Below are 13,035 nucleotides of genomic sequence, written 5' to 3' on the forward strand. Positions count from 1 at the left end.
AGCGTTTGGTAGCACTGGCTCCGGCCAGTGCTACCAAACGCAGCCGCCTCAGCGCGGCAGCGCCTTCACCTCGTCGTCGAACTTCTTCAGCAGGCGCGAGCGTTCGGCCGGGCTGCCCCAGCGCGGGGTGTCGTAGTCGATCAGCTTGATCTCCTCGAATTTCGGCGCATCGGGCGAGAGCTTGGCGTTCTTGTTCGACGGGATCGAGTTGATCTTGAGCTTCGCGTTGATGTCCTGCGCCTCCGGCGAGAGCGTGAAATCGACGAACTTGCGCGCGGCCTCCGGGTTCTTGCCGCCCTTGATCACCGAGACCGAGCCCGTCTCGTAGCCGGTGCCCTCACAGGGCGCGACGATGCCGATCGGGGCGCCCTGCAGCTTCTGCGTCAGCATGTCGTGCATGAAAGCGATGCCGACCGCCGTCTCGCCGAGCGCCGTCGCCTTGACCGGCGCGATGCCCGACTTGGTGTACTGGCTGATGTTCTTGTGCAGGCTCTTCAGGAACTCGAAGCCCTTCTCCTCGCCGAGGCGCTGGACGGTCGTCGCCAGGAAGACATAGGCCGTGCCGGAGGAGCTGGGATCGGCGACCTGCACCTCGTCCTTGAACTTCGGATCGAGCAGGTCGGCCCAGCATTTCGGCTCGGCCAGCTTCTTGCCCTTCAGGGTCTCGAGATTATAGCCGATCCCGAGCGCACCGAGATAAATCCCTGAGGTGCGGAACTTCGACTGCTCGGCATGGCGCCTGGCCCAGTCGTGCAGCTCGGCCAGTTTCGGCGACTTGTACTCGTCGAGCAGACCCTCATCGGCCGCCTGCAGATGCGGTTCCCCCGGCCCACCCCACCAGACGTCGCCGCGCGGATTGGTCGCCTCGGCCTTGACCTGGGCATAGACCTCCCCGGTCGACTTGCGGACCATCTGGACCTTGATGCCGGTTGCCTTCTCGAAGATCGAGGCGCCCTCGCGGCACTGCTCCTCGAGGATCGAGCAGTAGACGGTAACCTGCCCCTGGGCGGCGGCAGGCGTTGCAAGGGCAGCAAAAGCGGTGCCGGCGAGCACAACGGCGCGAGACAGACGGAACAAGGCAACCTCCCTGGGCGGCGAATTTTGTTAGCCGACACCAGAAAGAGCGCGCATCGACCTGTCAACCGCCCTCTGCTGCCTGATCAGGTTCGAGCAGGCGTCAGGCTGTGGAGTCTGGCTCCGGCAACTCCGCAGGAACTGCTGCCACCACCTTCTTCTTCGTCGCCGGCTTCTTGCGCCGCTTCGGCTTGCGTCTCGGCACTTGCGCCTCCTGCAGCAGTTCGAGCTGGACCTGCTGGATCTCGGCAAGGCGTTGCCATTGCCGCGTGATCAGATGGTCGATCTTCTCATGCAGGTGCCTAACCTCGAGCTCGGCCTTGAGGTTGACCTGGTAGTCATTGAAGGAGCGCAACCGGTCCTTCGCCTCCTGCCGCTTCTGGCTCATCATGATGATCGGCGCCTGGATCGCGGCGATGCAGGACAGCACGAGATTGAGCAGGATGAACGGGTAAGGGTCGAAAGCGCCCGTACCGGCCACGACATTGACCACCATCCAGACCGCCAGCACGACGCCGAAGCTGATCAGGAAGGCCCATGAGCCGCCGAAGCTGGCGAGCCCGTCCGAAAGGCGCTCGCCGAGGGTGCGATGCTCCTCGAAATCGTCCTCGATATTCTCGGCGATCGTATCCTGCCGGGCAATGCTCTCGGCAACCTCGCGGTCGAGATCGGTGTATTCGCCGTGCTCCTCGCGCAGGATCTCCTCGACATAGCGGGTGCGATAGCGCGCCAGCTCCTTGAGGCTGATCAGGCTGTTGTCGTCGAGATCAGGAAAGTCGCGCCGGATATGCTCGACCAGCGAGGGGCGCAGCGTCCCGAGCGCGACCAGGTTCTTGCGGCTGAGCTCGACGCCGCTGATGGCGCAGACGCCACGCTTGAGCTTGCCGGTCTCGTGCGTGGGAAGAGTCGGGAACACAACGTCGTCTTGCATCGCGGCCTGGCCTGGGGATTGTTCGACTCGGGCGGCGGCCGGCACCTGCGGAAGATGAGGACCAGCAGCACCGCATCGTTACGCTGTAACAGGATCGCGTCGCAAATGCGTCGTTCCGGGCTTACCGCGAATTCGCGTTAGGGGCGAGCTTTGCCGCCGCGCGCGCGGCCATGAGGTCGCGGACTGGCGCGGCGGCTTCGGGACAATTGGGGTAGCGCCGCGCTCGACGTGCTCACGCGGCCGCGGCCTCAGGCCTTGACCTTCTCGCCTTCGTCTTCGGCGACTTCGTCTTCATCGTCCTCGGCGACTTCGGCGTCGTCCTCCTCCGCCTCGTCGTCGTTCTCGTCCTCATCCTCGTCGTCGAGGGTGGCGTATTCGTAGGCGAAGACGATCTCGCCCGTCGCCGGGTCGAAGCTGCTCGCGGTCGACTCGTCGAAGGCCTCGATCAGCATCTCGGCATCCTCGGGGCCGTCGACATCGAAGCGGCGGACGGCTTCCTCGCCCTCGCCCTTCAGCGCGAGCTCGATCGCCCAGCCGCGGGAGCCGGTATCATAGACGCATTTCAGTCCCTGGATCGCCAGCATGACGCTCTCCTCAGATTGACCAGGTGCGCGGGAGCGCACCGCCAATCTGATGCCCGAACAGCGTGACGAGGGCGCGACGCGGCACTGACGCATCGACGACACCGGCGATTGAATTGCGGCCCCTTCAGGGATGCGCCGCCAGGAAGCGCTCGACTTCCTCGCGCGTCGGCGTGCCCGCCCGGCCGCCGAAGCGGGTGCACTTGATCGCCGCCACCGCCGAGGCGAAGCGCACCGCCTGACGCTCCCCCTGCCCCTCGGCCAGAGCCAGCGCGAAGGCGCCATGCCAGACGTCGCCGGCGCCAAGCGTGTCGACCGCCTCGATCGGGAAGGCCGGCAAGTGCTCGATCCCGCCATTTTCCATGAAGAGCACGCCGCGCGGGCCGAGCGTCACCGCGAGCCAGTTCTGCGCATCGCGCGCCAAGGCTTCCAGCGCGGCCCTCGGCTCCTGTCCGCCCGAGATCTCGCTCAGAGCCTTCTCGCTGAAGGCGACATGGCTGGCGGTCGTGACCATCTCCGAATGCGTCGGCTGACGGTCGCCGTCGATCACGCCGGGCACGCCGGCCTTGCGGGCCAGCTTCAGCGCGGCGAGCGAGCCCTCGCCCCAGCGCGTGTCGACCAGCACACCGTCACAGCCGGCCGGCAGCACCTCCGGCAGCCAGTCGGGCGAGAGCGGGGTCTTCGGGTCGGTATAGGAGACGACCATGCGCTCGCCCTGGGCATCGATCAGGATCGAGGAGACCGGCGAGCGCAGGCCCGGGAAACGCGGCGAGAGCGAAGTGTCGACACCGTCCTGCTGCAACTGCGCAACGATGGTATCGCCGACAGCGTCATCACCGAGGCGCGTCGCCAGCCAGGCCCTGCCGCCGAGCCGGCCGATCGCGGCCGACCCGCTGCCGGCGCAGCCGCCGCCGGTGACGACGAGATCGCGGGCCCGGTCCTTCTCGCCGGGATTGGGCACGCGCTCGACGCTGTAGACATAGTCGAGCGTCGCGATACCGAGACAGAAGACACCGGCCATGCCGCTAAGAGCTCCTAACAGAATCTGAGGGGGTCTCGACGCCGGCAATTCGTCTGCTCCGCCAGGAGCAGCGAGAAGCCGATACCGTTGGTATCGGCAAGCGTTGCGACGCCGCGGGCGGGCGAATTCCCGGCGCCGAAGGTGGACTTTGGAGGGCCGCCTGCGGCGTCGAACCGACTTGCCGATACCAATGGGTATCGGCTGCGCGCTTCTCCTAGCATCCGTCTCCTCCAAAGCCCATCGAGGCCCCCTCAGATTCTGTTAGGAGCTCTTACGCTCCGAACCTGAATTCGCTGATCTGGCGATAGACTTCGCCGGGGCGCAGCACCGTCGACGGGAAATGCGGGAGATTGGGCGAATCGGGCACATGCTGCGGCTCGAGCGCGATCCCGGCGCAGGCGCCATAGCGGACGCCGTCCAGCCCCGCGACCGGCGTATCCAGCTTGAAGCCGTCATAGACCTGTAGCGCCGGCTCGGTCGTCCAGACCTCCATGGCAAGGCCCGAGCGGCGCGAGCGTAAGGTCGCAGCATGGGCAAGTTCGAGGCCCGTCGCCGCGGCCGGCTCGCGGCGGTCGCGCCGAAGCAGATAGTTATGGTCGTACCAGAAGCGCGAACCATCCGGATTGGCGAAGCGGATCGGCCGGGCTTTGCGGAAATCGAAGGCTGTCCCGGCCACCGAGGCGACTGAGCCGTCGGGGATCAGGTCGGCATCGACCGGCGTGATCAGATTGGCGCGGACCTCGAACTCGTGATCGAGGATGTCCGGGGCGTCGTCGAGACGAAAGTAAGAGTGATGTGCCAGATTGACGATCGTCGGCGCGTCAGTCGTGGCTGATAGCTCGATCCGCAGGGTCGCCGCGCCTATGAGGCTGTAGCGGCAGAAGACGTCGAGCGTGCCGGGATAGCCGGCATCCCCATCGGCTGAGACCAGCGCCAAGGTCGCGCTCGCCTCGTCCTTATGCACCAGCGTCCAGGGCCGCTTGCCGAAGCCCTCGCCGCCGCCATGCAGCGAGTTGCGGCCGTTTTCGTTCAGCGGCGTCTGGTACTCGACGCCATCGAGCACGAAACGGCCGCCGCCAATGCGGTTGGCGAACCGGCCGGCGATCGCGCCCATATGCGGCGAGTGCCTGGGATAGTCGGCGAAATCGGCAAAGCCGAGCACGACGCGCTGGCGCCCGCCATTCGGCAGCGGCACGACGAGATCGCGCAGCACCGCCCCCCATTCCATCACCCGTGCCTCGGCGCCAGCTGGAGAGCGCAGCACGGCCTCGTGGATCGGCGTGCCGTCGTCGAGATGGCCAAACAACGTCTTGGTCAAGGCAGAGCACTCCGAAGCAGGATGTCAGGCTCCGAAGCGGATGCCGTCGATGTCGGTGTGGACGAAATCATTGCCCTTATAGGCGAGTGGCACGCCCGATGCGCGCGCCGCCGCATAGGCGAAACAATCGCCCATATTAAGACGAGCGGGATGGCCGGCGAGATAGTGGTAATGGGCCGCACAGAGGTGGGCAGCCGCGCCGACCGCTGCATCGATCGCGACAACCCGAATTGCCGTCTCTTCAATGAAGTCGCGAACGATCTCATAGGCCTTGTCGATCGAGACCCGCTTGACCGCCGCAATCCTGGTCGAAGCCTCGAATATCGCCAACGGAGAGGTCACGTTTTCGGAGGCCTGCGCCAGGGCCGACCTGAAGGCGATTGCCTCGCGCTCTTCTAGAAGATTGACGACGATAACCGAAGCGTCGAGGAACATCAGGCGTCGCCGTATTCGCGATCCCAGAATTCTTTGTGCGTCAGGCCGTCGTCGATCGTCGGATATTGCGCTAGCCTTTCCTGCGCTCGGCGCGTGGCCGCCTCGATCCTCTCGCGCCGTTCCGCACGCTGCTTCAGCTCGTTGTCCACCGCCAGGCCGATCGCCGCCTGAAGCGAAATCCCGTCCTGACGGGCCAACTCTCTTACCTGCCGGTCGATCTTCTCGTCGCGCACCAGAATGCCCATGCGAGCCTCCCTGATATCACCAGATGATATCAGGGAGCATATCAGCTCGCAATCAGCGCGTTCACCACACCCCGGTGTTCGGCATGCTCGCCCAGGGCTCGGCAGGCGCCTTCGGCTCGCCCTTCTGCAGGATCTCGATCGAGATGTTGTCGGGCGAGCGGACGAAGGCCATGTTGCCGTCGCGCGGCGGCCGGTTGATGGTGATGCCGGCCTTCATCAGCTTGTCGCAGGTCGCGTAGATGTCGTCGACCTCATAGGCGAGATGGCCGAAATTGCGCCCGCCGGTGTAGACCTCAGGATCCCAGTTATAGGTCAGCTCCAGCGTCGGGCGGCCGCGGCTGCCCTGCTCCTTGACAGTGGCCGCATCGTCGGGCGCGGCGAGGAAGACCAAAGTGAAGCGGCCCTTCTCGTTCTCGATCCGGCGGGTTTCGATGAGGCCGAACTTGGTCACGTAGAAATCGAGGGCGGCATCGAGGTCGGTGACGCGGACCATGGTGTGGAGATAGCGCATCGTTTGTCTCCCGGGGTTGATCTGGTTGATGGATCGGGCCAAACCGGCGCCATTCCAAGCATGTCCCGCAAAAGTGTCAGCCACTTTTGCGACAAGAACATGCTCAACTCATAATTTGCGTCATGTCAGCCCGGTTGATCACAATCGGGCTGACATGACGCCTGGGGCTCGCGCGGACCTATCATGAGCGAAACGCAGGATCGCACGCCGAACCCGGCCGGCTCGGTGTCGCCCACCGAGGTCTCCCGGGTCAAGCAGAAGGCCGCGACGCTGTCGGTGATCGCCAGCGTCGTGCTGACGCTCGCCAAGTTCGGTGCGGCGATCCTCTCAGGCTCGCTCGCCCTGATGACCGACGCGCTGCAGGGGCTGATCGACATCGGCTCGACCATGTTCACCTGGTTCGCGGTGCGCGCCGCCGACAAGCCGGCCGATGACGAGCACCATTACGGCCACGGCAAGTTCGAGGCGCTGGCGGCGCTGCTGGAGACCGCGATCCTGTTCGGGCTCTCGGGGGCGATCCTGTGGGAGGCGGCCAACCGGCTGTGGAGCGGCAGCGAACCGCATGTCGCGGTGACGCCGCTGGTCATCGGCGTGCTGCTGTTCTCGCTGATGGTCGACGCGACGCGCTGGCGTACGCTGACCATGGTCGCCAAGGAGACCCGCAGCGAGGCGCTCGCGGCCGAGGCGCTGCACTTCGCCACCGATTTCGTCGGCACGGCGCTCGTCCTGCTCGGCCTGATCCTGACGCGGATGGGCGTGCCGATGGCCGACAGCGCGACCGCTCTCGCTCTCGCCGTCTTCATGATCGCCACGGCCGTGAAGCTCGGGCGGCGCACGGTCGACACGCTGATCGACGCGGCGCCGAAGGGTGTCGCCGAGCGCCTGCGCGACGCGGCACAGGGCGTTGCCGGCGTCGTCAATGTCGAATGGCTGCGGCTGCGGCCGGCCGGCGGCGTGGTGCAGGGCGAGATCGGCATCCAGGTCTCGCGGACCCTGCCACTCGACCGTGTGACGGCGATCAAGGATGACCTGCTGCGGGCCCTCGTCGCGGTCGAGCCGGATTCCGCGCTGACCGTCACCGCCAACCCTGTCCAGGTCGACGACGAGACGGCGCTGGAGCGCGTGCTCCTGATCGCGCTGAAGATGAAGGTGCCAGTGCACCATGTCAGCGTCCACACGATCGGCGGGCGGCTCGCCGTCTCGCTCGACATGGAGGTCGACGCGCTTCTCCCTCTCGGCGAAGCCCACGAGGTCGCCACGCGGCTGGAGAACGCGATCCGCGCCGAATTCGGCGGCGAGACCGAGGTCGACACCCATATCGAGCCGATGGAGACCGGCCAGCCTTCCGGACATAACGCGCCCTGGGAGGTGGTCGAGGCGATCGGCAAGGCGATCGCGCAGGAGGCGGCCGAGGCCGGCGGCCCGGTCCGCGACATCCACAGCGTCCGCGTGCGCGAGACCCGCAACGGTCTGGTGGTGAACTACCATTGCCGGGCCGATGGCGCGCTCGACGTCGCCGCCGTGCATCGCGCCGTCGACAAGATCGAGCGCAAGGTTCGCGAGGCCCGGCCGGATGTCTGCCGTTTGGTCAGCCATGCCGAGCCGGCCATCACGTCAGACAAGCCACTCGCCCTGTCCTGACGGCTTCCGCCGCGGTCCCGGGCCCCGTAGACAAGAGCGACTGAAGGAAGCGAACCTGCCATGCGCGCCGAAGACGCCCCGCTGATCCGCCTCGAGGACTACCGCCCCTCCGACTGGCTGATCGACACCGTCGATCTCGACATCGTCCTCGATCCGACGCGGACCAAAGTGCGCTCCCAGCTGCAGCTGCGGCCGAACCCGGCCGGCCATGCGGGCGCGCCGCTGGTGCTCGACGGCGACGAGCTGGCACCGGATTCGATCCTGCTCGACGAGGTCCCGCTCGATCCGGCCCTGTATTCCCTCTCGCCGCAGGGGCTGACGATCCACGCGCCGCCGACGCGGGCGTTTTCGCTCAGGGTCGAGACGACGCTCGACCCCGGCGCCAACACCAAGCTGATGGGGCTCTACCGCTCGAGCGGCGTCTACTGCACGCAATGCGAGGCGGACGGCTTCCGCCGCATCACCTATTTCCTCGATCGTCCCGACGTGATGAGCGTCTACACGGTCCGGCTCGAGGCGAGGAAAGCCGAGGCGCCGGTGCTGCTCTCCAACGGCAACCTCGTCGCCGCGGCCGAGCTGCCCGGCGGCGAGCGGCATTTCGCCGTCTGGCATGATCCGCATCCGAAGCCGGCCTATCTCTTCGCGCTGGTCGGCGGCAAGCTCGACCATGTCCGGCAGCCTTACGTCACGGCCGATGGCCGCAAGGTCGAGCTTGCGGTCTATGTCGAGCCGGGCAAGGCCGGGCGCGCCGGCTGGGCGCTGGACAGCCTCGTGCGCTGCATGCGCTGGGACGAGCGCGTCTTCGGCCGCAACTACGATCTCGACGTGTTCAACGTCGTCGCCGTGTCCGACTTCAACATGGGCGCGATGGAGAACAAGGGCCTCAACATCTTCAACGACAAGTATGTCCTCGCCGACCCGCTGACGGCGAGCGATGGCGACTATGCCTCGATCGAGGCGATCATCGCGCACGAGTACTTCCACAACTGGACTGGCAACCGCATCACCTGCCGCGACTGGTTCCAGCTCTGCCTGAAGGAAGGGCTCACCGTCTTCCGCGACCAGGAATTCTCCTCCGACGAGCGCTCGCGCCCGGTGAAGCGCATCGCCGATGTGCGCACGCTGCGCTCGACGCAGTTCTCCGAGGACGCCGGCCCGCTCGCCCATCCGGTCCGGCCGCGCGCCTACAAGGAGATCAACAACTTCTACACGCCGACGGTCTACGAGAAGGGCGCCGAGCTGATCCGCATGCTCAAGGTGCTGATCGGCGAGGACGCCTTCGCGCGCGGCATGGACCTCTATTTCGAGCGCTGCGACGGCACGGCCGCGACGATCGAGGAATTCCTCGACTGCTTCGTCGAGGCCTCCGGCCAGGATCTCGCCCATTTCGCCGGGTGGTACGAGCAGGCGGGCACGCCGACCGTGGTCGCCTCCGGCAGATACGATGCGCAGGCGAAGAGCTACACGCTGCAGCTGGCGCAATCGACGCCGGCGACTCCCGGCCAGTCCGAGAAGAGGCCGGTGGTCATCCCCGTCGCGCTCGGCCTCGTCGGCAAGGGCGGCGACCTGCCGCTCGCCAGCACCTCGCCGGCGCTGAAGGCCGGCGGCGTGGTGGTGCTCGACCAGCCCTCGCTGTCCGTGACCTTCACCGACCTGCCGGAGGCGCCGACGCCGTCGCTGCTGCGCGGCTTCTCGGCCCCTGTCCGGCTCGAGCTCGACCTCGGCGACAGCGAGCTGCTGCGACTGTTCAGCGCCGACAGCGATTCCTTCAATCGCTGGCAGGCGCTGCAGACGGTCGCGACACGGGCGCTGGTGCGCGCCGGCAAGGGCGACGGCTCCGCGCTGGATACGACCGCGACCGACCTCGCCAAGGCGCTCTCCGAATTCCTCGCCGGCCCGGCACTGGCCGACCCAGCCTTCGCTGCGCAGGTGCTGCGCTTGCCTGCCCCGGCCGACATCGCCCGCGAGATCGGCCGTGATGTCGATCCGGATTTCGTGCATGGCGCCCATCGCCGGCTTTCCGCCGCGATCGGTGCCGCACTCGCAAGCGAGCTTGCGGCCCTGCGCGGCAGCCTCGCGGAGCGCGGCCCCTATTCGCCGGCGGCGGCTCCGGCGGGGCGGCGCGCCCTCCGCAACGAAGCGCTCGGCCTGATCGCTCTGGGCGCTCCCGCCGAGGGCGCGCGGCTTTCGCTGGCCCAATTCGCCGAAGCCGACAACCTGACCGACCGGCTCGCAGCCCTCGCCGCGATGACGCTGATCCCCGGCACCGAACGCGAGGAGCTGATCACGCGCTTCGGCGAACTCTATGCCCGCGAGCCGCTGGTGCTGGACAAATGGCTGATGGCTCAGGCGCTGATCGCCGAAGACGGTACGCTCGCCCGCGTGAAGGGGCTGATGAACCACTCCGCCTTCTCGCTCGGCAATCCGAACCGGGTGCGTGGCCTGATCGGCGGCTTCGCGGCGAACCTGACCCAGTTCAACCGCGCCGATGGCGAGGGCTACGCCTTCATCGCCGACATCGTCATCGCGCTCGACCGAACCAACCCGCAGGTCGCCTCGCGCCTGCTCGGCTCGTTCAAGAGCTGGCGCATGCTGGAGGCGGGGCGCCGGGCCAAGGCGGAGGCGGCTTTGCGCATGGTGCAGACGACGCCCAACCTGTCGCGCGACGTCGCCGACATAGCCGCTCGCTCGCTGGGTTGAATGGGGTGCCTCGGAGAGCTTCTGTGCCCCCTTCGAGGCCTCTACACCCTCGCCAGAATCGCCCGTTAACCGCCTGCTCAGCCAAAGGTTAACGAAGTCCTGCGCGCGCAGGATTCAACCGATTCGCCGCTACAACCAGCGCGCGCAAAACAACGGGCAGGGCGTAGTTTCCGCTAGACAAAGCGAGTCCCGCGGATTCAACTGACTGTGATTCGGGGATGCGGCACGTCTCTCGATCTTACTGTCGGTACATCGCTTTCCGAAGGGGGACGGGCATGACGCGTGCAGACGCGGCTTGCGCACACGTGCGCGCAAATTCAGTTCTGGGCGTAGCACGATCCCTGACACATCCGCTCTATAAGCGCTTCGAGCAGCTGGAGCCGACGTTCCGGAAAGTCATTCCGGCGCTCGTCGCGGGCTTCGTCCTGCTCCTTGCCCTGGGCGCCTACGTCCAGACCTCGGCCCTGCGCGATGATGCCATCGACGATGCCGCGACCGACCTGGAAGCACTCGCCGCGTTGCTTGTGCGCGAACTCGATCTAGCCTCGAAAGACGACAAGCGCCCTGACGGCGTCCTCGCTCCCCTGTCGACCAAGCATATCGCCGGCCGCGGCCGCATCGTCTATGTCAGCGACGCTGGCGGGCGACTGGTCGCCGGTGAGCCAGCGATCGGCGCCAGCGAGCGCAGCCTGGTCGACGTGCTCGGCCCGGGGCAGGCCTTGACCGTCTTCGCCGATCGCGCCGGCGTGATGCCGATCACGCTGCCCGGCGGCGTCGAGGCGCTCGCCACCGTTCGCAACCTCGCCGCCCCGCTCGGCCAGGTCGCGGTGCTGCATCCGGTGAAGCGCGCGCTCTCGACCTGGGACGAGCGCCGGCGCTCCATCCTCGTCCTGTTCGGCTCGGCGGCGATCGTGCTCGCGGGCATCACCGCCGCCTTCGTGCTGCAATCGCGCCGGGCCCGCGCCGCCGACGAGGATTGCGACTGCGTGCGCGACCGCATCGACACAGCACTGAGCCGTGGCCATTGCGGCCTGTGGGACTGGGACCTCGCCAAGGGCCGGATGTACTGGTCGGATTCGATGTACGCCATGCTTGGCTACGATCGCGCCGGCGAGTTCATGTCCTTCGGCGAGGTCAATGCTTTCATCCACCCCGAGGATGCCGACCTCTATGGCCTGGCCGATGCGGTCAGCCGCGGCGAGACCGACCATCTCGACCAGGAATTCCGCGTCCGCAACGCCTCGGGGGAATGGGTCTGGCTGAAGGCAAGGGCCGAGCTCGTCACCGATCGCCGAACCCATGCCCAACACCTCGTCGGCATCGTCGTCGACATCTCCGAGCAGCGCCGCATGGCCGCCCGCACCGCCACCGCCGATGCCCGCCTGCGCGACGCGGTCGAAGCGATCTCGGAAGCCTTCGTGCTCTGGGACGCCGAACAGAAGCTCGTGCTCTGCAATGCCAAGTACCAGCAGCTGCACATGCTGTCGCCGGAGCTGGTGCGCGCCGGCACGACCTACGAACAGATCATGAGCCACAGCGCCCAGCCGAGCATCGATCGCGAGCCGGTCCGCAGCGTGCGCGCCGGCTCCGGCAGCCATTCCTACGAGGCGAAGCTGTCGGACGGGCGCTGGCTGCAGATCAACGGCCGCCGCACCAAGGATGGCGGCTCGGTGTCGGTCGGCACCGACATCACCATGCTGAAACAGCAGGAGGAGCGCCTGACCCGCTCCGAGCACGAACTGCTCAAGACCGTCACCGACGTCAAGGCCTCGCGCCAGAAGCTCGAAGCGCAGGCGCAGCAGCTCGCCGAGCTGGCCGAGCTCTATCTCGAGCAGAAGGCCGCCGCCGAAAGCGCCAACCGCGCCAAGTCGGAATTCCTCGCCAATATGAGCCATGAGCTGCGCACGCCGCTCAATGCCATCCTCGGCTTCTCCGAGATCATGGATGACGGGCTGTTCGGCCCGCTCGGCTCCGAGCGCTATGTCGAATATGTCCGCGACATCCGCTCCAGCGGCGGCTATCTGCTCGCTGTGATCAACGACATTCTGAACATGGCGCGGATCGAGGCCGGCAAGATCGAGCTCGAAAAGACCGACGTTGCACTCGACCTCGTGGTCGGCGAGGCGATCAGCTGCCACCGCGAGGAGATCACGCGCAAGCGGCTCTCCCTCACCAGCGATCTCGGCAGCGAGATGCGCCTCGAGGCCGATGCGCACGCCCTCTTCCAGATCGTCGGCAACCTCGTCGACAACGCCATCAAGTTCACGCCCGAGGGCGGCCGGATCGCGGTCCGGGTCAAGCCGGCACCCAATGCGCTCAACCTCTATGTCGAGGACAGCGGCATCGGCATTCCGCGCGAGAAGATCGGCCGGATCGGGCGCCCGTTCGAGCAGGTCGAGGGCGATCTCATCCGCAGCCATGGCGGCTCGGGCCTCGGCCTCGCCATAGCCCGCTCGCTCGCCGAGCTGCATGGTGGCTCGCTGCGTGTCCGCTCGATCATGGGTTCAGGCACGATCGTGATGGTCCACCTGCCGTTGAAGGGCCCGGCGAACGCGGAGCTCGAACAGGCGGCCTGAGG

The 13,035-nt window shown here is 66.9% G+C and carries 11 protein-coding genes; 3 read left to right on the plus strand and 8 right to left on the minus strand.

The window, feature by feature from the left end:
* Window positions 1-48 precede the first annotated feature (48 nt).
* The 8 genes from V7S63_RS06005 to V7S63_RS06040 form a co-directional block, all read right to left on the minus strand.
* Window positions 49-1,068, minus strand: coding sequence for an ABC transporter substrate-binding protein (locus tag V7S63_RS06005; RefSeq protein ID WP_091832311.1), 1,020 nt, complete (start codon window positions 1,066-1,068; stop codon window positions 49-51).
* A 109-nt stretch (window positions 1,069-1,177) separates the two neighbouring features.
* A complete protein-coding gene (locus V7S63_RS06010) occupies window positions 1,178-2,005 on the minus strand; it encodes a DUF1003 domain-containing protein (RefSeq protein WP_091830959.1) in 828 nt (275 codons plus the stop codon).
* Between the two features lie 248 nt (window positions 2,006-2,253).
* Window positions 2,254-2,589, minus strand: a complete 336-nt coding sequence (locus V7S63_RS06015; RefSeq protein ID WP_336529545.1) for a hypothetical protein — start codon at window positions 2,587-2,589, stop codon at window positions 2,254-2,256.
* Between the two features lie 124 nt (window positions 2,590-2,713).
* Window positions 2,714-3,607, minus strand: coding sequence for a sugar kinase (locus V7S63_RS06020; RefSeq protein ID WP_336529546.1), 894 nt, complete (start codon window positions 3,605-3,607; stop codon window positions 2,714-2,716).
* 271 nt (window positions 3,608-3,878) lie between these two features.
* Entirely contained in the window at window positions 3,879-4,925 is a 1,047-nt protein-coding gene (locus V7S63_RS06025) for an aldose epimerase family protein (RefSeq protein WP_336529547.1), read from the minus strand.
* Between the two features lie 24 nt (window positions 4,926-4,949).
* On the minus strand, window positions 4,950-5,360 hold the full coding sequence (locus tag V7S63_RS06030) for a type II toxin-antitoxin system VapC family toxin (RefSeq protein WP_091830968.1): 411 nt from the start codon (window positions 5,358-5,360) through the stop codon (window positions 4,950-4,952).
* The gene (locus V7S63_RS06035) at window positions 5,360-5,605 is read right to left on the minus strand and encodes a type II toxin-antitoxin system VapB family antitoxin (RefSeq protein WP_091830970.1); all 246 of its coding nucleotides are present in this window, start codon (window positions 5,603-5,605) and stop codon (window positions 5,360-5,362) included. Before V7S63_RS06035 ends, V7S63_RS06030 begins: the two co-directional genes overlap by 1 nt.
* A 61-nt stretch (window positions 5,606-5,666) precedes the next feature.
* Window positions 5,667-6,116, minus strand: a complete 450-nt coding sequence (locus V7S63_RS06040) for a VOC family protein (protein ID WP_091830972.1) — start codon at window positions 6,114-6,116, stop codon at window positions 5,667-5,669.
* Between the two features lie 183 nt (window positions 6,117-6,299).
* Between V7S63_RS06040 and V7S63_RS06045 the strand changes: the two genes are divergently transcribed.
* The 3 genes from V7S63_RS06045 (at window position 6,300) to V7S63_RS06055 (ending at window position 13,033) form a co-directional block, all read left to right on the plus strand.
* Window positions 6,300-7,757: a cation diffusion facilitator family transporter gene (locus V7S63_RS06045; RefSeq protein WP_336529548.1), complete on the plus strand. Its 1,458-nt coding sequence runs from the start codon at window positions 6,300-6,302 to the stop codon at window positions 7,755-7,757.
* Window positions 7,758-7,817: 60 nt separating this feature from the next.
* Window positions 7,818-10,457 (plus strand): aminopeptidase N, encoded by a 2,640-nt coding sequence (gene pepN / locus V7S63_RS06050; protein ID WP_336529549.1) that lies wholly within the window; start codon window positions 7,818-7,820, stop codon window positions 10,455-10,457.
* 305 nt (window positions 10,458-10,762) lie between these two features.
* Window positions 10,763-13,033: a PAS domain-containing sensor histidine kinase gene (locus V7S63_RS06055; RefSeq protein WP_248307379.1), complete on the plus strand. Its 2,271-nt coding sequence runs from the start codon at window positions 10,763-10,765 to the stop codon at window positions 13,031-13,033.
* Window positions 13,034-13,035: the final 2 nt, after the last annotated feature.

It is taken from the genome of Allobosea sp. CCNWLY174 (assembly GCF_037120455.1).
GTDB lineage: Bacteria > Pseudomonadota > Alphaproteobacteria > Rhizobiales > Beijerinckiaceae > Allobosea > Allobosea lupini.